Source organism: Sphingorhabdus contaminans (genome assembly GCF_007280415.1).
GTDB lineage: Bacteria > Pseudomonadota > Alphaproteobacteria > Sphingomonadales > Sphingomonadaceae > Sphingorhabdus_B > Sphingorhabdus_B contaminans.
Window position 1 is genome coordinate 217,469 of the sequence record NZ_VKKU01000001.1, and the last position, 20,367, is coordinate 237,835.

Sequence of the window (20,367 nt, forward strand, 5' to 3'; positions counted from 1 at the left end):
CCCCATGTGTGGCATTGCGGGTATATTTCATATCGAAACGGCCAAGCCGGTTGACCCCGAGCGGGTAAAGCGGATGACCGATGCTATCGCGCACCGGGGCCCCGACGGATCAGGTATATGGACTGCCCCGGGGGTGGGGCTAGGCCACCGGCGCTTGTCGATCATTGATCTTGAAGGCGGCGCACAGCCCATGCATTCGGACGATGGTGCACTATCCCTGAGTTTTAACGGGGAAATCTATAATTTCCGGGAATTGCGAACAGAACTGGAAGCGGCGGGTTACAGTTTTGCCACCCAGAGCGACAGTGAGGTCATCCTGCATGGCTGGCGTCACTGGGGATCCGCCTGTGTTTCACATTTTCACGGCATGTTCGTGTTCGCGATCCATGATGCCCGAACAAAGCAGCTTTTCCTCGCCCGGGATCGGTTGGGGGTAAAGCCGCTATTTTACGCGGCGATTCCGGATGGCAGTATCCTCTTCGGCTCAGAGCTAAAGGCGCTGACGGCCCATCCGGCATTGCGCCGTGAAATAGACCTGTCCGCAGTCGATGACTATCTTACCTTTGGTTATGTGCCCGACCATAATTGCATTGTGCGCGGGGTCAGCAAACTGCCGGCCGGGCATTATCTTCTGCTGCAACTGGGACAACCGCTTGGCAAGCCGGTTCAGTATTGGGATCTGGACTTTAGCAAGCGGATGCGCGGCAGTCAGGGTGAACTGTCCGAAGAACTGCTGCGTCTTATGCGGCAGGGTGTGACTTCACGTATGGTGGCGGACGTTCCGCTCGGGGCATTTCTGTCCGGCGGTGTGGACAGCAGCAGTGTCGTCGCACTCATGGCGGAAGCATCGCGACAGCCGATCAAAACCTGCTCCATCGGTTTCGATGTCGGCGCGCTTGATGAAAGCGAATATGCCGAAACGATCGCCCGCCGTTTTGCGACAGACCACCGCAGCCGCAAGGTTGCCGCCGATGATTTCGGCCTGATCGACACACTCGCCCATCATTTTGACGAACCCTTTGCGGATGCATCGGCCCTGCCAACATATCGGGTCTGCGAACTGGCGCGCGAACAGGTAACCGTCGCCTTGTCGGGGGACGGTGCGGACGAGGCTCTTGCCGGGTATAGACGGCATGTATTTCATCATAAGGAAGAACAATTGCGCGGGCTTCTCCCGCAAAATGTGCGCGGCCCGTTATTTGGCACATTGGGCAATATTTACCCAAAGGCGGATTGGGCACCGCGACCTTTCCGGGCAAAGACAACATTGCTGTCGCTGGCCCGCACCGGGGCCGAAGGTTATACCGATGCCGTCAGCCTGACCAATATGGACCAGCGGCACAGATTATATTCGCAGCGTATGCGTAGCGCACTGGATGGCTATCGTGGCGAAGCGCATATGGAAAGCCTGATGGCAAAGGCGCCTGCGCAAAGCGGTCTCGATCAGGCACAATATGCCGACATGAAGATGTGGCTGCCGGGAGATATCCTGACCAAGGTCGACCGCACCAGCATGGCCGTGGGTCTCGAAGCACGCGAACCCTTATTGGACCACCGCCTGCTGGAATTCGCGGCCAGCCTTCCGGAACGAATGCGTATCCGTGGCGGGCAGGGCAAATGGCTGATGAAGAAGACGATGGAAGACCACCTTCCGCATAACATTCTCTACCGGCCCAAAATGGGGTTTGTAACGCCAATTGACCAATGGTTTCGGGGGGCGTTGGCCGATGAAGCGCGTGCCCTTTCGGCCAGCCGCTTGTTTTCGCAAATGGATCTGTTCGACAGCAGGATGATCGCAAAGGCAGCGGAGGACCACATCGCGGGCCGTGTCAATAACGGCCGCCTATTGTGGCAACTTGTCATGCTGGAAAAGTCGTTGGCCGGTCTATTCGGCTGACGGAGATAACATGTCCGTTTTTCCAGTTACGGATAACGCGCCGACACGAAATACAGGCCTTCCGGCGGGGCATTTTCTGCCAGCGCAGAACGGTTGCGGGCGGCTAGGGCGGCCTGCAAATCATCTGCGGTCCAACGACCCAGTCCGACCGCGGCAAGGCAACCAACCATGGAACGAACCTGGTGGTGCAGGAAGGATAATGCAGCGGCTTCCACGATGATATGATCGCCCTCGCGTCGCACATCAAGACGGTCGAGTGTTTTGAGTGGGCTCGCAGATTGGCACGCTGTTGAACGGAATGTCGTGAAGTCATGCTGGCCTACCAGCAATTGGGCGGCATCGTGCATTGCCGCGGCATCCATTTCTGGCCCGATCCGCCAGACGCGTCCTTTTTCTAAGGTAAGAGGCGCGCGGCGGTTGAGGATGCGATATTCATAGGAACGGCCGATGCAGGTGTACCGGGCGTGCCATTCCGGATCCACTTCCTCACAAGCCAAAATCGCGATTGGATGAGGACGCAGATGGGCATTGATTGCGCCCATCAGACGAAAGGGTGGCAGCGGCTTCTGGATATCGACATGTGCCCGCATACCCAGGGCATGCACGCCCGCGTCCGTCCGGCCTGCGCTGTAGACAAGGGTTTTTTCGCCGGTGGTTTTGAAAATAGCCTCTTCAATGGCACCTTGCACGGATGGGCCGTGGTCCTGCCACTGCCATCCCATATAGGGACCGCCGTCAAATTCGATGGTGAGGGCAAACCGGGTCATGCGAGAATCGTACCCGGCGCAATAGGCTTGCCGCGCAGCAGATCGGCAGTGGGCATGGCAGGCTTGCCAGCACGCTGGATCAAGGTCGGGCGAATGGAATCGGTTCCGCAGGCTATAGTGAGGTGATTGTCCAAAACTTCGCCGGCAACATTGGGCTGAGCGGGAATGACCTGCGCCTCTAATATGCGATAACGCTCGCCTTCATATTCAAACCATGCACCGGGGGCCGGGTTGAATGCCCGCACTTGCCTTTCGACCGCTGCGGCAGATTGTGAAAAATCGATGCGCGTTTCGGATTTGTCGATCTTTGCGGCATAGGTGACGCCCTCGCCGGATTGGGGGATCGCTGGATGGGCGGCCATGTCTTGCAAGACGACGACCATCAATTCCGCCCCGAGCTCGGCGAGCTCGGTGGTAAGCTCGCCTGTTGTTTTGCGGCCGATTTCAATTTCGGTCGTCGCGCGAACGGGGCCTGTGTCCAGCCCTGCCTCCATTTGCATGACCATGACGCCTGTGGTCCGGTCGCCAGCCAAAATGGCCCGTTGCACCGGTGCCGCTCCGCGCCAGCGCGGAAGGAGGGAGCCATGGACGTTGAGACAACCGAACTTCGGTGCATCCAGAATTGCCTGGGGCAAAATCAGGCCATAGGCTGCGACGATAGCTGCATCGAGGTCGAGTTCGGCAAATTCTGCCTGCGCTTCGGCGTTGCGAAGAGACAGCGGGCTTCGGACCGAAAGGCCAAGTTCCTCCGCGCGCGTTTGCACCGCCGATGGAGTCAGCATTTTGCCGCGATTGGCGGGACGCGGGGGCTGGGTATACACCGCGACAACCTCATGCCCCGCGGCAACCAGGGCATCAAGGCTTGGAACGGCAAATTCCGGTGTTCCCATAAAGGCAAGGCGCATCGTGACTTTTCCTTTGTTTGAAAGCCCCCTAAGACGTGGTGCATGGCATCGCAAGAAATAGACGCACTGGCACAAGCCCTGTCGAAACTGCCGGGTCTTGGCCCCCGTTCGGCGCGGCGTGTGGTTTTGCACCTCATGAAGAAACGCGAAACCGTACTGCGGCCGCTCCTGCGCGCGTTGGAGCAGGTGGAGCAGCGTCTGGTCGTCTGCGACATCTGCGGTAATATCGACACAGGAAACCCGTGCGGAATTTGCGTCGACCCCCGTCGCGATACGCGTTCCATTTGCGTGGTCGAAGATGTGCCTGACCTGTGGGCGCTGGATCGTTCACGCCTGTTTCCCGGCAAATATCATATTTTGGGCGGTCGTCTGTCCGCTCTGGACGGCGTCCGGCCGGAGGATTTGAATATCGACGGCCTTATCGCCCGCGTCGCCGCAGGCGGCGTCGACGAAGTCGTTCTGGCGATGAATGCGACGCTGGAAGGGCAGACCACCGCACATTATCTGGCGGAACGGTTGGAGGAATATCCTGTACGCCTGACGCAATTGGCACATGGTGTGCCGGTCGGCGGAGAGCTGGATTATCTCGACGATGGGACATTGGCGCAGGCGTTGCGCGCACGCCGTCCGGTGGGATGATAAGAGGGCGTTGATTTCCCCCTCAGCCATGCCTATCTGCGACCCATGGCCATTTTACCTATTCTTGAAGTGCCCGATCCGCGGCTGAAAACAATCTCCACACCGGTGGAAAGCTTTGACGCGGACCTGAAAAAGCTTGTCGATGACATGTTTGAAACCATGTACGCCGCGCCCGGTATCGGTCTTGCAGCTATCCAGGTCGGGGTGCCCAAGCGCCTGTTGGTCATTGATTTGCAGGACGAAGGACCTGATGGCGAGAGTGTCCGCAATCCGCGCGTTTTTGTGAATCCCGAAATACTTGATCCATCGGAAGAGCTATCTGCCTACAATGAAGGCTGTTTGTCGGTTCCCGATCAATATGCCGAAGTAGAGCGCCCGGCGAAGATCCGTGCGCGCTGGCAGGATCTGGAAGGTAATGTGCACGAAGAGACGATGGACGATTTAATGGCCACCTGTCTGCAGCACGAGATGGACCATCTTGAAGGCATTTTATTCATCGACCATCTGTCGCGTTTGAAGCGGCAGATGGTGCTGAAGAAGATCGAAAAAGCCCGCAAAATGGGTGGCGGCCACGTTCATAACGAACATTGCAATCACTAAGTTTTTTCCGAGTGGTGCCTATTTCGTAAAGGCAGTCGGCGCCGCGTCGATCGTAACAAACTTGCCCGCCTGAATTTCCTGTACCTCCAACGTACGTTCGGTCAGTCCGTTCGCCATGAACCGGAACGCGCCGTCTACGCCGATAAAGCCTTGCGGATCGGTCAGTTGTGACACCGGAAAGGCCGTGCCGGGGCGCCAGTTGCGTGCAACGCGCGCCATCAGCAGGATGGAATCATAGCCAAGGCTCGACAGGCGAAGCGGTGCGCGTCCGAAGCGGGTGCGGTATTTGGCCGCATATTGGTTGTATAGCGTGTCCGAAACGCTGGCAAACCATGCGCCGTACATCGTGCTGTTGCTGGCGAGCGATCCGTCGATATTCCACAAATCGGTTCCCAATATCTTTGCATTGCGCAGTCCGTTACGCCGAAGAGCCGGAATGGTAATAATGGCGGCACGCCCGCTGTCGGCCACTAGGACCACATCCATCGCTCCGCGTGCTGACAAGCGCTTTGTCGCCGCATCGACTGATGCCGCGCCACCTTCAACCTCTTCGACACCCACCAGAGTGCCACCGGCTGCCCGTACCGACTGGGTCACCGTCGCATAGGCGCGCTGACCATAAGTGCTTTTGGGGACCAGTGCGCCAAAACGTGAAAAACCTTTCGCCCGGGCATAGCGTACCACACGGTCAATCGACTGGTTTGGCAGATGTCCCAGCAGGAAGACATTGCGCCCGGCAACGCCGATATCATTGGAAAAGCTAAGGATCGGGATGTTCTTCGGACGCGCGATATTCGCTACTTCCAGCACCTGATCGCCACGTAGCGGTCCAAGGATAACCTTGTTTCCATCTGCTACAGCCCGGTTGGCGGCGGCCGTGACACCCAAATTGGTGTCGTAGGACGTCAACTGAATGTTGGTTGATTTCGTATCGCTGAGCGCCAGAGCCGTCGCGTTGGCAAGCGAGAGGCCAACATCTCCGTCAGGCCCTGTCAGCGGAAGCAACAGCGCAACACGGTGCATTCCGTCGAGCGGGTCAGGCGAAACCACAGGCGGCGGACCTTCGCCGCCACGTGGAACCGCGGCACATGCTGCCAGAAACACCAGCAAGGCCAGCGCCAGAATCCGTTTAAGTCCGTTCGCTATGGCTTGCGGCTGCGCGCCGGTTGCTGCAATGGTTGCGCTCATGATTGGGTCCTCAGCGAATAGCTTGTATTTTTAATGTCGTTCGAGTCGGGCTTATATGTCGTTGCGACCCCCATCGGCAACCTTGCAGATATGTCACAACGCGCGATCGCCGTTCTGGATGCGGCAGAAATCGTAGCGGTTGAGGATAGCCGCGTTACCGGTAAATTGTTGCATCATCTCGGCCTGAAAAAGAAAATGCGTCGCTATAATGACCATAGCAGCGCCGGAGACCGGGACAGTTTGATTGCCGCGGCGCGGGAGGGTGTTGTGGCCTTGGTGTCGGACGCCGGTACTCCGTTGATATCCGATCCGGGTTACAAACTCGTCCGCGCGGCGCGGGAGGCGGGCGTCTCTGTTTATACCATACCAGGCGCGAGCGCGGTGATCGCGGCGCTTTCGATCTGTGGTCTGCCAACAGACCGCTTTCTGTTTTCCGGCTTTTTGCCCCATAAGGCAAAGGCCCGGGCCGACGCGCTATCGGAACTGGCGCATATCAAGGCGACACTGGTTTTCTACGAAAGCGGCCCGCGTCTGGCAGCCTCTCTGACCGCTATCGCCGACCTTTATGGTGACCGCGAAGTGGCGGTTGCGCGCGAATTGACGAAGAAGTTTGAAGAGGTTGTGACCGGAACCGCCGCAGAGTTAGCCGCCCGCTATTCTGCGCAGGAACCCAAGGGGGAGATTGTCCTGATTATCGGTCCACCGTCGGAAGATACGGTGGCTGACGCCGGGGATGTCGATGCGGCTTTGCGCGAGGCGCTGCAAAGCATGTCCGCGGCCAAGGCCGCCGGTGCCATTGCGAAGAAATTCGGACTGGAGCGGGCCGCCCTTTATGCACGGGCGACGGAGATGAAAGGGCAATGAAGCATGTCCTTGCCGAAAGACGGGGGCGTTGGGGCGAAGCGGCAGCGGCGTGGTTTTTGCGTTTGCGCGGGTGGCGGATCGTTGGCGAACGCGTCAAAACACCGCGTGGAGAGATCGACCTGATAGCGCGCCGAGGAAAAACGGTCGCTTTTGTGGAGGTCAAGATGCGCAGCCGGGCCGTGGACCTTGCCACGGCGATTGACGCATACCGGCTACGCCGCGTCGCGGCAGCGGCCGAAATTCTCTTGCCCAGATATGGCAAGAATACCGAAAATATGCAGATTGACGTAATATTGGTTGCACCTTGGCGGTGGCCACACCATCTGCAAAATGTCTGGCACGGATAGGGACCCACAGAATGACAATCAGAGTTGCAGTCCAGATGGACCCGATGGACGGCATCAATATCCATGGCGATTCCAGCTTTGCGCTGATGCTGTCGGCTCAAGCGCGTGGATATGAAATCTGGCATTATGATGTCGGTACGCTGACACTGGACGCAGCCGATCGGCTGACGGCATGGGCGCGTCCTGTTTATGATCTGCAACGGGTCGAGGGTGCGCATTACCGGTTTGGCGAAGGCCGCCGTATTGATTTGGGGTCCGATATCGATGTCGTTCTGATGCGGCAGGACCCGCCTTTTCACGTCGGCTATATCACCGCCACCCATCTCCTCGAACGGATCGACAGCGAGACCCTTGTGGTCAACAATCCGGTCAGTGTTCGCAACGCACCTGAAAAGGTCATGGTGCTGGACTATCGCCAGTTCATGCCGCCTACGTTGATTACCCGATCAACCGAAGAAATCCGTGCATTCCAGAAACAACATGGTGCCGTGGTGTTAAAGCCGCTGCACGGGAATGGGGGCAAGGCAATTTTCCGTGTCCCATCCGAAGGTGACAATCTGGGTGCCTTGCTGGAGGTGTTCAACGGTACCTGGCCCGAACCCCATATGGTCCAGCCTTTCCTGCCTGACGTTGCCAAGGGGGACAAACGTATTGTCCTGATCGACGGGGTGGTGGCCGGTGCCATCAACCGGCGTCCGGGCGAGGGTGAGTTCCGCTCAAATCTCGCGGTAGGGGGCAGCGCCGAGGCAACCGAACTGACCCCGCGCGAACAGGAAATTTGCGCGGCAATGGGACCGCGCCTTAAGGAACTCGGCCTCATATTTGTCGGCATCGATGTTATCGGAGGGGAGTGGTTGACCGAGATCAACGTGACGTCCCCAACAGGAATAGTCGCCATTGACCGTTTTAACGGAACCGATACGGCGGGAATGATCTGGGATGCCATAGGGGCCCGATTGGGACGCTAAGCTATGGATGACTGGATAATCCGGCTCGTCGATCAGGGCGGCTATTGGGGTGTTGCCCTTCTGATGTTTTTGGAAACGGTATTCCCGCCTGTGCCTTCGGAAGTGATCATGACCGTAGCGGGTGTATCGGCATCGCGCGGTAACATGACCTTTACAGGGGTCGTAGGCGCCGGCACCGCAGGTGCCATGTTGGGCAATTATCTATGGTTCTGGCTGGCGATCAAATTCGGTTCCGACCGGCTGCATCGTTTTGCCGACCGCTATGGCCGCTGGCTGACGCTGAACTGGAAAGAGATTGAGCGGGGTCACGAACTGTTTCGGAAACATGGCTCGATCATCGTTCTCGTCGCGCGCATGCTGCCGACCCTACGTTCGCTGATTTCGATACCTGCCGGGATATTTGGAATGTCCCATCGCCGGTTTCTGGTGTTCTCCACCATCGGAACTGCGGGATGGAGCGCCGCGCTTGCCGGGGCAGGCTATGCTCTCGGTTCCCAATTTGAAGATGTCGAAAGGATATTGGGCCCGGTTTCAACGGCGGTGATCGTCCTGATCATATTGGGCTATTTCTGGCGGCTCATACGCTGGAAACCGGAATAGTCCTCTGTTTGAAAAGGGCTGAGGCTGCCTTAGCCCGATGCGCGTGGATGGGCGTTGAAATATTCGTCGAGTAACATTGCGGTATCCACCGCCGTATAGACTTGCGTCGACGACAGGCTGGCATGACCCAGTAGTTCCTGCAGGCTCCGCAAATCCGCCCCGCCTGCCAGAAGGTGCGTCGCAAAGCTGTGGCGCAGTGCATGGGGCGTAGTCCGTTCCGATAGCCCCAGCCGGCCACGCGCACCCTGCACCGCGCGGCGGACAAGGGCAGGCGACAAAGCACCACCGCGTGAGCCGAGAAACAGTGGCGTATCGCGTGTCATGGGATAGGGGCAAAGTTCGACATAATCTTCAATAGCTGCTTTAACCGCTTCCAAAACCGGTATAATCCTGGTCTTGTTGCGCTTACCGGTGACCCGCAAAGTGGACCCTAAGGGCAATATGTCGCCCATCAATCCCGTGGCTTCGCTGACACGCAGTCCGCTTCCATAAAGCAGCAAGAGGATCGCCCAATCACGGGCGCCGATCCAGCTTTCCCGTGCGGAACCGGCGGCATCTTCGGCAAGTGCGACGACATCGTCCGGGTTGACCGGTCTGGGCAGGCTGCGTTGGACGCGCGGTCCCTTCAAGGCTGGTAATTGCGCATCGTCACCCAGTGCAAAGCGCAGAAAATGACGGACGGCAGAAAGTTCGCGCGCTGTTGATCGGTTGGTCAGGCCATCTCCACGCCGGTCCGCAAGAAACGCGCGCATATCCGCAGCGTTGATCTTTAGCAGCCCCGGCCTGTCGACAGTTGCGCCCCAATGCCGTTCAAGGAAATCGCTTAATCGTTCGGCCGTCGCGAGATAGGCACGCACGCTGTGCGGCGACATACGGCGATTGTCCGTCAGGAAAGCTTGATATTCGGCGATCAGGGAAGCCATCAAAGGCGACACTATCAGGCGGACGGCTCAGCCTCAACCGCTACAATCTCGGGCAGGATCGCATCCAGGAGAGGCATGCCTTTTGCTGTCACCACAATTTGGCTGCCATCACGATGAAGCAGGCCCAGACTGGCAATGCGTTCAACCGCATCCGCGTCAAGCAGTGCGCCCGGCGCAATACCCGTTTTTCGGGACAGCCGATTAAGGCATATTCCCTCGGCAAGTCGCAGGCCCATCAACAATGCTTCGGTAGCGCGGGAGGGTGGATCAAGCGGATCCTCCCCCGCAATAGCATGGCCATTCCGCGTAATTGCAGAGAGGAAATTCTCCGGTTTTTTATGGCGTTGCGTGGCATTGTTCAGGCGCCTTCCATGCGCCCCCGGGCCGATGCCGATATAATCGTCATACCGCCAATAGCTAAGATTATGACGGCTTTCCGAACCGGGCCGGGCGTGATTGCTAATCTCGTAAGCGGGTAAACCCGCCGAGTTGGTCAGTGACTGTGTCATGTCGTACAGCGTGGCCGCGTCGTCATTATCGGCGGGAACGAACTGGCCGGTGCGGACCATGGTTTCAAATCGGGTCCCAGGTTCGATTGTCAATTGGTACAGCGACATATGGTCGGTGCCAAAGGAAAGGGCCCGGCGCAATTCGTCATCCCATTGCTCGGCCGTCTGGTCGGGGCGGGCATAGATCAGGTCGATATTGACGCGCGCAAAATGCCGCTGCGCAATCGCCAGCGCATCAAGACTTTCCGCAACACTATGCGCGCGGCCCAGAAAGCTGAGTGCGGCATCGTCGAGTGATTGGAGCCCCAGCGACACCCGGTTCACCCCGGCCTGCGCAAGGTCCGCAAACCGGGCTGCTTCAACCGAGGAGGGATTGGCCTCCAACGTGATCTCGATATCGTCGGCAAAGCCCCAGTGCGTATGCGCAGCATTAATGAGCGCAGCAACCATAGCAGGCGGCATCAGCGATGGCGTGCCGCCGCCGAAGAATATGGAAGTGAGAGGACGTCCTTTGGTCAACCCGGCTTCATGCGCCATGTCCTGCAATAAGGCGGCTCGCCATGCATCTTGGTCGACGCTTTCGCGAACATGGCTGTTAAAGTCGCAATAGGGGCATTTGGAAATGCAAAAAGGCCAGTGGATATAGAGGGCGAGGGGTTCGCTCAAAAGACCGCCTCGACCAGTTTGCGGAAGGCATCGGCACGGTGGCTCATCGCATGCTTGGCTGCAGGATCCAGCTCGGCAAAAGTTTCGGTGTGGCCTGTCGGCACAAAAACCGGGTCATAGCCAAAGCCCATCGTTCCACGTGGCGGCCATGTCAGGCTGCCTTGCACGCGTCCTTCGAAAATCTCTTCATGGCCGTCTGGCCATGCCAGAGCGAGGGTGCAGGTGAAATAGGCGCTCCGGTCTGTTTCCGGACCCTGTTCGGCCAATTTCCCCTCAACCTTGCCCATCGCCATATACCAGTCGCGACCGGGGCCGCCTTCAAAGCTCTGCTTTTCGGCCCAGTCGGCTGTATATACCCCCGGCGCACCGGACAGGGCCGTGACGCACAAACCGCTGTCATCCGCCAGGGCAGGCAAGCCTGAACCCTGTGCGGAGGCATGTGCTTTCAAAAGCGCATTCTCCGCAAAGGTCGTTCCCGTTTCCTCCGGTTCGGGCAGGCCAAGCTCCCCTGCTGATACCGGATCGATGCCGAACGGGGCAAGCAATGCGCGGATCTCGCGCACCTTACCCGCATTGTGGCTGGCAATGACGAGCTTTCCGGGCAGCAGTTTGCGGTGGGTCATTGGATTACTTTACCGCGTCCGCCTGCACCGCAAAAATCCGGTCGGTGCCCATACGCGCAAGGCGTAGCAGGCGCAGCAGGCTCTCTTCGTCATAAGTCGCACCTTCGGCGGTTGCCTGCACTTCGGCAATCTGCCCGCCTTCGATCAACACGAAGTTCGCATCGGCATCGGCGCTCGAATCCTCGATATAGTCGAGGTCGAGAACAGGCGTGCCGTTGTAGATGCCGCAACTGATTGCCGCGACACGGCCGCTGATCGGATCTTCCTTGATCGCACCGGACGCAAGCAGTCCATCAACCGCCAGCCGCAGAGCGACCCATGCGCCTGAAATAGCCGCCGTGCGCGTGCCGCCATCGGCTTGCAATACGTCGCAGTCGAGCGTGATCTGATGCTCACCCAGCTTTTTCAAATCGACAACCGCACGCAGGGAACGGCCAATCAGGCGCTGAATTTCCTGTGTCCGGCCGGACTGCTTTCCCTTTGCCGCTTCACGCTGGCCACGCGTATGGGTTGCGCGGGGCAGCATGGAATATTCCGCCGTTACCCAGCCCTCACCCTTCCCGCGCAACCAGGGTGGCAGGCGGTCTTCCACACTCGCGGTCACCAGAACGCGCGTATCGCCAAATCCGATCAGGCAGCTGCCCTCGGCATGTTTGGTAAAATGGGTTTCAATTGAAATGGGGCGCATTTCGTCGGGCGCACGGCCGGATGGACGCATGATATTCTCCTGATAACGGGTATAGCGACGCCATAACCTCCCCCGCTTGCTTTGCAAGCGTGCTGCGCTACATCTATGTCTGTGAACCAGACAGCGATCAATGAACTGAACGACCGTACGCGTACCATTTTCCGCATGGTGGTCGAAAGCTATTTGGATAGCGGTACACCTGTGGGATCGCGCACCATCTCGAAATTTGCAGGGCTGAACCTTTCGCCGGCGTCGATCCGGAATGTGATGCAGGATCTTGAAGAGGCCGGACTATTGGCCGCCCCCCATACCAGCGCCGGACGGATGCCGACCGAAAGTGGCCTGCGCCTTTTTGTAGACGGCATGATGCAAGCGGCGGAACCTTCTGCTGAAGAAAGAAGGGCAATCGAATCGCAGATCAAGTCCGATGGCCCTATCGAAGAAGCGCTCGCTGCGGCGACGTCGGTTCTTTCGGGTCTGTCCGCGTGTGCGGGTATCGTCTTGGTGCCCAAACGCGATGCCGTGTTGAAGGCCTTCAGCTTTGCACGATTGTCTGCGACACAGGTGCTGGCAATCATGGTCGGCACCGACAATAGCGTCGAGAATCGCGTCGTTTTGGTCGATCCCTCACTCAGCGACAGCGCTTTGGTCGAGGCTTCAAACTATATATCTGCCCGCCTTTCGGGATTGACCCTGTCCGAAGCCCTGGCGCGGCTTGATAGCGAGATTCGGGCGGAAAAGGCGGAACTGGACCAGGCGAGTGAAAAGCTGGTCCGCGATGGGCTGGTGGTCTGGTCGCTCGACGCCAATGACCGCCCGGTCCTGATTGTGCGCGGACAATCGAACCTGATTGACGAAGCCGCCGCGGCGGATCTCGACCGGGTACGGCAGCTGCTCGACGAACTGGAAAGCAAGGAAGAGATTGCCCGTCTCGTCGACAGCGCCCGCGAAGCGCAATCGACGCGGATTTTCATCGGATCGGAAAATAATCTATTTTCGCTGTCCGGATCATCAGTCATTGCGGCGCCCTATCGCGAAGCCGGCGGCAAGGTGGTCGGCGTGGTCGGGGTTATCGGACCCACCCGCCTAAACTATGCCCGCATTGTACCGATGGTCGATTTTACGGCGCAGACCTTAAGCCGCCTGATGAAGTGAATTTCTCGCTGAAGTTAGCCACAGTACGGGTTGATGATTCCGGCTAACCACCTATATGCGCATCGCAAGACGCGGCAGAACGCGCCGCAAAACGAATGGGTTAATGCAGGTTATGACGGATAAGAAAAACGAAGCAGCCGACAGCGCAGCCGAAAAGGAAATGGAAGGCGTGCCGGAACATTTGCGGGAAGGCGGAGAAGAACCTGCCGCAAATGCCGATGCAGAACGCATCGCGATGCTCGAAGAACAACTGGCCGCTGCCAAGCAGGATGTACTTTACGCCCAGGCCGATACCCAGAATGTGCGCCGTCGGATGGAAAAAGAAGCCGCCGATGCACGTGCCTATGCCGCAACCAATTTTGCGCGCGATATCCTGTCGGTTTCGGACAATCTGGCGCGCGCCCTGGATGCCATTCCCGCTGAATTGCGCGAAGATGAAAAGATGAAGCCGCTGGTCACCGGACTGGAAGCAACCGGCCGCGAACTGGAAAGCGTATTTGCCAAGAACGGCATTACCCGCATTGCCGCCATGGGCATGCCGCTTGATCCCAATGTCCATCAGGCAATGGTCGAGATACCCAACGCGGAAAGCGAGCCGGGTACAATCGTGACCGAGATGCAGGCGGGTTATATGATCAAAGACCGGCTGTTGCGGCCTGCTTTGGTTGGGGTGGCGAAGAAGCCGGATTGAGGTTGGTGGGGTTGAATTGACGGCCCAGAGTCGTCGCCTCAGGCCGGATTTGGTCCGGTCTGAGGTCGCGATGATGTCGCTAGTTGCCCCGCAATCCAAGATAATCGCTGATAGGCCTTTACTCTTTGCTCTTCTGTGATCGCCATCAGCTTTCTGAAATGCGGATGCGTTAGGCAGGCATTGTCAAAAAGGGCGCTGTTTTCATTACCTGCATCGAGGCCAACGAAATGCGAATGAGCTAGTTCTGCTCGCAATTCAATCAGCGGGATGAGTTCATTCAAAAGGTTGGTTAGAGGCGACTTCTTCTTATTTTTGTCGTCGTTCAGAATTTTTTCCGCCATCGTTTTGAAATGACTTTTGTCGTTGTTTGGTAAGTCAAGAATACGCCGCAACTCGCGTTCGCACTTCGATGCTTTATCAAAAAACTTGCTGCGCCAAATATGAATACGCTCGTCTTCGTCGACTGCGTTAGCGGCTGTAATCTTTGTCATCTCCATTTCATTAACTTACGCACCAATATTGAAACATTAGTTAAACGGGTGGTGATCATACTTGGTTTGCCCAAAACAACGGCTAGCCGTAACGCGCCCATTCCGCTATCGCGCGCATCCCATGACCAACCAAGCTACCTCTCCAAATCTCCCGTCCCCGTGGCGCGACGAGTTTCGGGCGACTTTGGCGTTGGCTTGGCCGTTGGTGCTGACCAATGTGACCATGGTCCTAATCAACTCGACCGATGTTTTCCTGCTCGCGCGGCTCAGTCCGGATGCTTTGGCGGCGTCGGCCTTGGGGTCGGGGATTGTGATTGCGGTTTTGCTGTTTGGCATTGGCGTGATCACGGCGGCATCACCCCTGATGGCAGCGGAAATCGGGCGCAAGGCCCATTCGGTTCGTGATGTCCGGCGCACCGTGCGTCAGGCGTTCTGGGCTTCGGTTGCCGTCTGCATTCCGCTCTGGCTCATTCTCTGGTTTACAGGTCCCTTCCTGATCTGGGCGGGGCAGCCGGTGCGCCTTGCCGAAGACACGGGGCTTTTTGTGCGGGCGCTGCAATGGATGATCCTGCCGACGCTCGGGGTGGTTGTGCTGCGGTCTTTTATGGCTGCACTTGAACGGCCCAACTGGGCGATGGCGGCCGGCATAGCGGCGGTTTTTGTAAACGCCGCCATCAACTATGGACTGATTTTCGGCCATTTCGGCCTGCCGCGGCTGGAACTTGTCGGCGCCGGGATTGGCAGCTCGCTAACGGCACTGTTCCAGTTCCTGTTCCTTTCCGTGGTAGTGATACGCCATCCCAAATTCCGCCGCTACCATCTGTTCGGCCGCTGGTGGCGTGCCGACTGGGCACGCTTTTTCACCATCTGGCGGCTCGGTTTTCCAATCGGGCTGCATATGGGATTTGAGGCCATGGTATTTGCCGCTGCGGTATTCCTGATGGGCTATATCGGCACCAGTTCGGTCGCAGCGCATGCGGTTGCGATCCAGATTGCCTCCATGACGTTCATGGTCCCCATGGGGCTGGGTCAGGCAGTCACGGTGCGGGTCGGGCTGGGCTTTGGCTGTATGGACAAGGATGCGATACGCCGCGCCGGATGGACAGCCTATATTTTGGGCGTTGGTTTCATGTCCGCCATGGCGCTGATCATCTGGCTGTTCCCCGCGACACTCGCCGGATTTTTCCTTGACCCTGAACTCAAGGGAAATGTGGAGGTGCTGAACCTAGCGGTGTCCTTCCTGCTCGTCGCGGCTGTTTTCCAGATTGTCGACGGCGCGCAAGTGGTCGGTACCGGTATGCTGCGCGGGTTGCAGGATACCACATGGCCCATGCTGTTTGCCGCCTTGGGTTACTGGGTCATCGGGATCGGCTTTGGATGCTGGCTTGCCTTTTACCGCGGTTGGGATGGCGCAGGCATCTGGACCGGGCTTGCGGTCGGCCTCGGCATTGTGGCCGGACTTGTGCTGACCCGCTGGCTGATGCGCGAACGGTTGGAACTGCTGCCCCTAAAAGGGTAAAATTCCCTCATATTGGGAAAGCGGCGGCGCGCCTGCGACTTTGACCCCGTTACGCAGCAGGAATATGTGCCGGACGATCTCGGCCTGTTGCTCGATCCCGTAGCGGGCCAATGTCCAGCCGGGTTTCAGGCTATAATCATAGCGGCAGAAGGGATGGCGACGGAGCGGCAGGAAAATACCCTGTTGATGCTGCCAGACATGCACAAGTTCATGGATGAACAGGCCCTGCAATCCCAAGTCCCGGTCGCAAAAATCGTCGCAAAACATCTGGTTTTTCGGATGGAACCATAAATGTCCGTCAGGTGCCATTGTGACGCGTGAGGGCTGGAACCACCACCATTTGCGGTTGTGGATGCGGATTTTGTCATAGTCGAGCGCATCGCCAAATACCGATTTCGCCAATGCGCGTTCGCGCACCGTCAAAGGGCGGCCGGATTTGTGCGGACCGAACATCCCCTTAGTTGAGGGCCTTTTTCTCGTCCGGGTCCGTGCCGTCCACTTCCTGAACGCGTGCCTTCACCAGGATCCGTTCGTTATTCGAAAAGAGAAATTCGGTCTCAATCTCGCCCAGACGGCGCGGGACGAGATTGACGCCCCACATCATGACATGCTTGCCGCCCTTTTTGAATTCGACCTTTTTGCCTGACGGGATGAACACCCGGGTCATCGGTTTCATGGTGACGGCACCGGTTTTGGGGTCAACGCCCACATCATGCATCTCGGTGCGGATCGCGGAGGGTGAGCTGACGCGCAGCAGATAAACGTCTGTTGGCCCGCCATAGACGTTGAAATGATAAGAGGACGGATTGCTGTCGACAGGCGACAGAGTCAGCACGGCCTCTTTCACTTTCAACTGCGGTGTCGGACCGCAAGATGTGAGGAAAAGCGCTGTGGCAGCGCTGAAAAGGGCTAAAACTGGCTTGTTCATGGGCGACCTCATCTGTGTCCTTCAAAAATTGTCCAAAACTGGGGCGTTACATCGCTTTTTGCTTATCTAGGTGCCCCCAAGCCTTGTGCCAAGCAAATTGGCACCTATATCGCCGCAGCAAGGATGATTTTCGAACAATAGGGGTGCCTGATGGGGCCCTTACGGAAAAGTCCGGTTTACAGTTCAATATAGAATTTCGGGGTAAGTTTTTATGGCTAAAGTTATCGGTATCGACTTGGGCACGACAAACAGCTGCGTTGCGGTTATGGACGGTGGCAAGCCCAAGGTCATTGAGAATGCAGAAGGTGCACGCACCACACCGTCAATCGTTGCCTTCGCCAAGGATGGCGAGCGTCTGATCGGGCAGCCGGCCAAGCGCCAGGCCGTCACCAATCCGGAAAGCACGATTTTCGCGGTAAAGCGTTTGATCGGCCGTCGTTTTGACGATCCTGTGACCAAGAAAGATACCGAACTGGTGCCTTACAGCATCGTGAAGGGCAAGAATGGCGATGCCTGGGTCAAGGCCGGCGGCGACGATTATTCGCCTTCGCAGATTTCGGCTTTCATCCTGCAAAAGATGAAGGAAACGGCCGAAGCCTATCTGGGTGAGACTGTTACCCAGGCTGTCATCACGGTTCCGGCATATTTCAACGATGCCCAGCGTCAGGCAACCAAGGATGCAGGCCAGATTGCCGGCCTTGAAGTGCTGCGTATCATCAACGAACCGACGGCTGCTGCGCTGGCCTATGGCCTCGACAAGGACGAAAACAAGACCATCGCGGTTTATGACCTCGGCGGCGGCACGTTCGACATCTCGATCCTCGAAGTCGGTGACGGCGTATTCGAAGTGAAGTCGACAAATGGCGACACCTTCTTGGGCGGTGAAGATTTCGACAGCAAACTGGTCGAATTTCTCGCTTCCGATTTCCAGAAGGCCGAAGGCATTGACCTGACCAAGGACAAGCTTGCGCTGCAGCGCCTGAAGGAAGCTGCGGAAAAGGCGAAGATCGAACTGTCCTCGACGCAGACGACCGAAGTCAACCTGCCATTCATCACGGCTGACCAAAATGGTCCGAAGCACCTGGTGAAAACCATCACCCGTGCGGATCTTGAAAAGCTGGTCGACGACCTCATCAAGCGGACACTCGAGCCATGCAAAAAGGCAATTGCCGACGCCGGTATCAAGGCAGACGCGATTGATGAAGTCGTGATGGTCGGCGGTATGACCCGCATGCCGAAGGTCCGCGACGTCGTGAAGAGCTTCTTTGGCAAGGAACCGCACACGGGTGTGAACCCGGACGAAGTGGTCGCCATGGGTGCTGCAATTCAGGCAGGCGTTCTGCAGGGCGACGTCAAGGACGTCCTGTTGCTCGACGTGACGCCGCTGTCGCTTGGTATCGAAACGCTGGGTGGCGTGTTCACCCGCATGATCGATCGCAACACGACCATCCCGACGAAGAAGAGCCAGGTCTATTCGACCGCGGAAGACAACCAGAATGCGGTGACCATCCGCGTCTTCCAGGGCGAGCGTGAAATGGCCGCCGACAACAAGTTGCTCGGCAATTTCGACTTGGTGGGTATCCCCCCTGCGCCGCGCGGCGTGCCACAGATCGAAGTAACCTTCGACATCGACGCCAATGGTCTTGTCAGCGTAACCGCAAAGGACAAGGGCACCGGCAAAGAGCAGCAGATCAAGATCCAGGCCTCGGGCGGTTTGTCCGACGCCGATATCGATCAGATGGTTCGCGATGCCGAAGCATTTGCCGAAGAGGACAAGAAGCGTCGCGAAGCGGCGGAAGCCAAGAACAACGCGGAAAGCCTTGTCCACACAACCGAGAAGCAGCTTGAAGAACATGGCAGCAAAATCGATGCCGGCCTGAAGGGCGAGATCGAAGCCGCTGTGGCCGAAACCAAGACTGCAATTGAAAGTGGCGATGCCGAAGCGATGAAGGAAAAGGCAACCGCCTTGGCCCAGGTCGCGATGAAGCTCGGTGAAGCGATCTACAAGGAAGAGCAGCAAGCTTCAGCCACGTCAACAAACGACGCTGCGGAAGATGCACCGGCCGATGAAAATGTGGTCGATGCCGAGTTCTCCGAAGTCGAAGACGACAAAAAAGACTGATTTTAAGGAGCTTCCGGCCGTCACCTTTCGAAACGCGGGTGGCGGTCGGGACCGGGGGTTTAATCAGCTATGAGTCTCGATGTTGATTATTACGAGTTGTTGCAGGTTGACAGGACAGCGGATGAAAAGACGCTGAAATCCTCTTATCGCCGGCTGGCAATGGAATGCCATCCGGACCGCAATCCGGGCTGCGACAAGTCGGAAGCCAAGTTCAAAGCCATCAGCGAAGCCTATGACGTCCTGAAGGACCCGCAAAAGCGCGCCGCCTATGACCGCTTTGGGAAGGCCGCCTTCGAAAATGGCGGCATGGGCGCCGGTCAGGCTGGTGGAGGATTTGGCGATTTTTCCGACATTTTCGAAAGCTTTTTCGGCGATGCCTTTGGGGGTCGCCAGCGTGGGCCAGCACGTGGTGCGGACCTGCGCTATGATCTGGAAATATCGCTCGACGAAGCTTTCCACGGTAAAGAAGCCGAAATCACAATCGATGTCGCTTCGGCCTGTGGAACCTGTGAAGGGTCCGGTGCGACGCCGGGTTCGGGCAAGCGGCGGTGCAATCTTTGCGGCGGGCACGGCAAAGTTCGTGCGCAGCAAGGCTTTTTCGTGGTCGAGCGCACATGCCCCACCTGCCATGGTCGTGGTGAGGTAATCGAGGATCCGTGCAAGGTCTGCCGCGGTGAAGGCCGTGTGGACGAACGAAAGACTATTTCCGTTACAATTCCTCCGGGTGTGGATGAAGGCACGCGTATCCGTGTGGCGGGACGTGGCGAAGCCGGGCCGAATGGCGCGGCGGCAGGCGATCTGTATATTTTCATCCACATGTCACGGCACAAAGTTTTTGAGCGCGAGGGCACTACGTTATTCTGTCGCGCCCCGATCAGCTTTACGACTGCGTCCCTGGGCGGCGAAATCCGTATTCCGGGACTGGACGGGGCCGAGCATATTATTGTTGTTCCTGAAGGCATCCAATCCGGCAAACAATTGCGTCAGCGCGGGGCAGGGATGCCGGTGCTGCAAGGACGCGGTCGTGGTGACATGGTGGTCCAGATCGATGTTGAGACGCCGACCCGCCTGACTGCCCGGCAAAAGGAATTGCTGCGGGAGTTCCGGGAAACCGAAACTGGCGCAGAAAGCCCGCAGGCCGCAGGGTTTTTCAACAAACTAAAAGGCCTATGGGACGAATTGACGGAATGAGATTGCGTTCCGGGATGTTCACGGCATCTCGGCGCTGGCTTTCGCACAGCTTGAACGCTAACCTCCTCCCGACTTCTAAGGGAGAA

General features: G+C 57.8%; 22 protein-coding genes. 12 read left to right on the plus strand and 10 right to left on the minus strand.

Annotated features, from left to right (window positions below; all coding sequences use genetic code 11):
• The first annotated feature begins 4 nt into the window (after nucleotides 1-4).
• A complete protein-coding gene (locus FOM92_RS01125; protein WP_143774946.1) occupies nucleotides 5-1,897 on the plus strand; it encodes an XrtA/PEP-CTERM system amidotransferase in 1,893 nt (630 codons plus the stop codon).
• Nucleotides 1,898-1,923: 26 nt separating this feature from the next.
• On the opposite strand, the gene truA is transcribed toward FOM92_RS01125, so the two are convergent.
• Complete coding sequence (truA, locus tag FOM92_RS01130) at nucleotides 1,924-2,664, minus strand: tRNA pseudouridine(38-40) synthase TruA (protein ID WP_143774947.1); 741 nt, start codon at nucleotides 2,662-2,664, stop codon at nucleotides 1,924-1,926.
• Nucleotides 2,661-3,569, minus strand: a complete 909-nt coding sequence (gene fmt / locus FOM92_RS01135; RefSeq protein ID WP_143774948.1) for a methionyl-tRNA formyltransferase — start codon at nucleotides 3,567-3,569, stop codon at nucleotides 2,661-2,663. Before fmt ends, truA begins: the two co-directional genes overlap by 4 nt.
• Before the next feature lie 42 nt (nucleotides 3,570-3,611).
• On the opposite strand from fmt, the gene recR reads away from it, so the two are divergent.
• Both recR and def read left to right on the plus strand, forming a co-directional pair.
• Nucleotides 3,612-4,208: a recombination mediator RecR gene (recR, locus tag FOM92_RS01140; RefSeq protein ID WP_143774949.1), complete on the plus strand. Its 597-nt coding sequence runs from the start codon at nucleotides 3,612-3,614 to the stop codon at nucleotides 4,206-4,208.
• Nucleotides 4,209-4,253: 45 nt separating this feature from the next.
• Complete coding sequence (gene def / locus FOM92_RS01145) at nucleotides 4,254-4,808, plus strand: peptide deformylase (RefSeq protein ID WP_143774950.1); 555 nt, start codon at nucleotides 4,254-4,256, stop codon at nucleotides 4,806-4,808.
• 18 nt (nucleotides 4,809-4,826) lie between these two features.
• On the opposite strand, the gene FOM92_RS01150 is transcribed toward def, so the two are convergent.
• Nucleotides 4,827-5,996 (minus strand): penicillin-binding protein activator, encoded by a 1,170-nt coding sequence (locus tag FOM92_RS01150; RefSeq protein WP_143774951.1) that lies wholly within the window; start codon nucleotides 5,994-5,996, stop codon nucleotides 4,827-4,829.
• 33 nt (nucleotides 5,997-6,029) lie between these two features.
• On the opposite strand from FOM92_RS01150, the gene rsmI reads away from it, so the two are divergent.
• Genes rsmI through FOM92_RS01170 form a run of 4 tightly spaced genes read left to right on the plus strand, consistent with a single transcriptional unit; the run spans nucleotide 6,030 to nucleotide 8,775 of the window.
• Entirely contained in the window at nucleotides 6,030-6,860 is an 831-nt protein-coding gene (gene rsmI / locus FOM92_RS01155) for a 16S rRNA (cytidine(1402)-2'-O)-methyltransferase (protein WP_143774952.1), read from the plus strand.
• Nucleotides 6,857-7,207 (plus strand): YraN family protein, encoded by a 351-nt coding sequence (locus FOM92_RS01160; RefSeq protein ID WP_143774953.1) that lies wholly within the window; start codon nucleotides 6,857-6,859, stop codon nucleotides 7,205-7,207. Before rsmI ends, FOM92_RS01160 begins: the two co-directional genes overlap by 4 nt.
• Before the next feature lie 11 nt (nucleotides 7,208-7,218).
• Nucleotides 7,219-8,175, plus strand: a complete 957-nt coding sequence (gene gshB, locus FOM92_RS01165; protein ID WP_143774954.1) for a glutathione synthase — start codon at nucleotides 7,219-7,221, stop codon at nucleotides 8,173-8,175.
• Nucleotides 8,176-8,178: 3 nt separating this feature from the next.
• Nucleotides 8,179-8,775, plus strand: a complete 597-nt coding sequence (locus tag FOM92_RS01170) for a DedA family protein (RefSeq protein ID WP_143774955.1) — start codon at nucleotides 8,179-8,181, stop codon at nucleotides 8,773-8,775.
• 29 nt (nucleotides 8,776-8,804) lie between these two features.
• Here the strand turns inward: FOM92_RS01170 and FOM92_RS01175 are convergent, their stop codons facing one another.
• From FOM92_RS01175 to rph, 4 genes are read right to left on the minus strand one after another with little or no spacing between them, the layout of a single operon-like run.
• Entirely contained in the window at nucleotides 8,805-9,698 is an 894-nt protein-coding gene (locus FOM92_RS01175) for a tyrosine recombinase XerC (RefSeq protein WP_143774956.1), read from the minus strand.
• A gap of 14 nt (nucleotides 9,699-9,712) precedes the next feature.
• The gene (hemW, locus tag FOM92_RS01180; RefSeq protein ID WP_143774957.1) at nucleotides 9,713-10,873 is read right to left on the minus strand and encodes a radical SAM family heme chaperone HemW; all 1,161 of its coding nucleotides are present in this window, start codon (nucleotides 10,871-10,873) and stop codon (nucleotides 9,713-9,715) included.
• A complete protein-coding gene (gene rdgB / locus FOM92_RS01185) occupies nucleotides 10,870-11,496 on the minus strand; it encodes an RdgB/HAM1 family non-canonical purine NTP pyrophosphatase (protein WP_143774958.1) in 627 nt (208 codons plus the stop codon). Before rdgB ends, hemW begins: the two co-directional genes overlap by 4 nt.
• A 4-nt stretch (nucleotides 11,497-11,500) precedes the next feature.
• Entirely contained in the window at nucleotides 11,501-12,214 is a 714-nt protein-coding gene (gene rph, locus FOM92_RS01190; protein ID WP_143774959.1) for a ribonuclease PH, read from the minus strand.
• A gap of 81 nt (nucleotides 12,215-12,295) precedes the next feature.
• On the opposite strand from rph, the gene hrcA reads away from it, so the two are divergent.
• Nucleotides 12,296-13,339: a heat-inducible transcriptional repressor HrcA gene (gene hrcA / locus FOM92_RS01195; protein WP_425473371.1), complete on the plus strand. Its 1,044-nt coding sequence runs from the start codon at nucleotides 12,296-12,298 to the stop codon at nucleotides 13,337-13,339.
• A 112-nt stretch (nucleotides 13,340-13,451) separates the two neighbouring features.
• Nucleotides 13,452-14,030, plus strand: a complete 579-nt coding sequence (gene grpE / locus FOM92_RS01200) for a nucleotide exchange factor GrpE (RefSeq protein WP_143774961.1) — start codon at nucleotides 13,452-13,454, stop codon at nucleotides 14,028-14,030.
• 38 nt (nucleotides 14,031-14,068) lie between these two features.
• Here grpE and FOM92_RS01205 read toward each other — a convergent pair whose 3' ends face one another.
• On the minus strand, nucleotides 14,069-14,521 hold the full coding sequence (locus FOM92_RS01205; RefSeq protein ID WP_143774962.1) for a hypothetical protein: 453 nt from the start codon (nucleotides 14,519-14,521) through the stop codon (nucleotides 14,069-14,071).
• 121 nt (nucleotides 14,522-14,642) lie between these two features.
• Between FOM92_RS01205 and FOM92_RS01210 the strand changes: the two genes are divergently transcribed.
• Nucleotides 14,643-16,040: an MATE family efflux transporter gene (locus FOM92_RS01210; protein ID WP_143774963.1), complete on the plus strand. Its 1,398-nt coding sequence runs from the start codon at nucleotides 14,643-14,645 to the stop codon at nucleotides 16,038-16,040.
• Here FOM92_RS01210 and FOM92_RS01215 read toward each other — a convergent pair.
• Together FOM92_RS01215 and FOM92_RS01220 are read right to left on the minus strand one after the other, a co-directional pair.
• A complete protein-coding gene (locus tag FOM92_RS01215; RefSeq protein ID WP_143774964.1) occupies nucleotides 16,029-16,493 on the minus strand; it encodes a vgr related protein in 465 nt (154 codons plus the stop codon). The two genes, FOM92_RS01210 and FOM92_RS01215, sit on opposite strands and share 12 nt — an antisense overlap.
• A 4-nt stretch (nucleotides 16,494-16,497) precedes the next feature.
• Nucleotides 16,498-16,968, minus strand: coding sequence for a copper chaperone PCu(A)C (locus FOM92_RS01220; protein WP_170226758.1), 471 nt, complete (start codon nucleotides 16,966-16,968; stop codon nucleotides 16,498-16,500).
• A gap of 211 nt (nucleotides 16,969-17,179) precedes the next feature.
• Between FOM92_RS01220 and dnaK the strand changes: the two genes are divergently transcribed.
• Nucleotides 17,180-19,090, plus strand: a complete 1,911-nt coding sequence (gene dnaK, locus FOM92_RS01225; RefSeq protein ID WP_143774966.1) for a molecular chaperone DnaK — start codon at nucleotides 17,180-17,182, stop codon at nucleotides 19,088-19,090.
• Nucleotides 19,091-19,159: 69 nt separating this feature from the next.
• Nucleotides 19,160-20,281, plus strand: coding sequence for a molecular chaperone DnaJ (dnaJ, locus tag FOM92_RS01230; protein WP_143774967.1), 1,122 nt, complete (start codon nucleotides 19,160-19,162; stop codon nucleotides 20,279-20,281).
• Nucleotides 20,282-20,367 lie beyond the last annotated feature (86 nt).

What these genes read in the sequence shown, in the direction of transcription:
- FOM92_RS01125 (WP_143774946.1), top strand. Translation starts at nt 5, where the DNA reads ATGTGTGGCATTGCGGGTATATTTCATATCGAAACGGCCAAGCCGGTT.
- truA (WP_143774947.1), bottom strand. Translation starts at nt 2,664, where the DNA reads ATGACCCGGTTTGCCCTCACCATCGAATTTGACGGCGGTCCCTATATG.
- fmt (WP_143774948.1), bottom strand. Translation starts at nt 3,569, where the DNA reads ATGCGCCTTGCCTTTATGGGAACACCGGAATTTGCCGTTCCAAGCCTT.
- recR (WP_143774949.1), top strand. Translation starts at nt 3,612, where the DNA reads ATGGCATCGCAAGAAATAGACGCACTGGCACAAGCCCTGTCGAAACTG.
- def (WP_143774950.1), top strand. Translation starts at nt 4,254, where the DNA reads ATGGCCATTTTACCTATTCTTGAAGTGCCCGATCCGCGGCTGAAAACA.
- FOM92_RS01150 (WP_143774951.1), bottom strand. Translation starts at nt 5,996, where the DNA reads ATGAGCGCAACCATTGCAGCAACCGGCGCGCAGCCGCAAGCCATAGCG.
- rsmI (WP_143774952.1), top strand. Translation starts at nt 6,030, where the DNA reads ATGTCGTTCGAGTCGGGCTTATATGTCGTTGCGACCCCCATCGGCAAC.
- FOM92_RS01160 (WP_143774953.1), top strand. Translation starts at nt 6,857, where the DNA reads ATGAAGCATGTCCTTGCCGAAAGACGGGGGCGTTGGGGCGAAGCGGCA.
- gshB (WP_143774954.1), top strand. Translation starts at nt 7,219, where the DNA reads ATGACAATCAGAGTTGCAGTCCAGATGGACCCGATGGACGGCATCAAT.
- FOM92_RS01170 (WP_143774955.1), top strand. Translation starts at nt 8,179, where the DNA reads ATGGATGACTGGATAATCCGGCTCGTCGATCAGGGCGGCTATTGGGGT.
- FOM92_RS01175 (WP_143774956.1), bottom strand. Translation starts at nt 9,698, where the DNA reads ATGGCTTCCCTGATCGCCGAATATCAAGCTTTCCTGACGGACAATCGC.
- rdgB (WP_143774958.1), bottom strand. Translation starts at nt 11,496, where the DNA reads ATGACCCACCGCAAACTGCTGCCCGGAAAGCTCGTCATTGCCAGCCAC.
- rph (WP_143774959.1), bottom strand. Translation starts at nt 12,214, where the DNA reads ATGCGTCCATCCGGCCGTGCGCCCGACGAAATGCGCCCCATTTCAATT.
- grpE (WP_143774961.1), top strand. Translation starts at nt 13,452, where the DNA reads ATGACGGATAAGAAAAACGAAGCAGCCGACAGCGCAGCCGAAAAGGAA.
- FOM92_RS01205 (WP_143774962.1), bottom strand. Translation starts at nt 14,521, where the DNA reads ATGACAAAGATTACAGCCGCTAACGCAGTCGACGAAGACGAGCGTATT.
- FOM92_RS01210 (WP_143774963.1), top strand. Translation starts at nt 14,643, where the DNA reads ATGACCAACCAAGCTACCTCTCCAAATCTCCCGTCCCCGTGGCGCGAC.
- FOM92_RS01215 (WP_143774964.1), bottom strand. Translation starts at nt 16,493, where the DNA reads ATGTTCGGTCCGCACAAATCCGGCCGCCCTTTGACGGTGCGCGAACGC.
- FOM92_RS01220 (WP_170226758.1), bottom strand. Translation starts at nt 16,968, where the DNA reads ATGAACAAGCCAGTTTTAGCCCTTTTCAGCGCTGCCACAGCGCTTTTC.
- dnaK (WP_143774966.1), top strand. Translation starts at nt 17,180, where the DNA reads ATGGCTAAAGTTATCGGTATCGACTTGGGCACGACAAACAGCTGCGTT.
- dnaJ (WP_143774967.1), top strand. Translation starts at nt 19,160, where the DNA reads ATGAGTCTCGATGTTGATTATTACGAGTTGTTGCAGGTTGACAGGACA.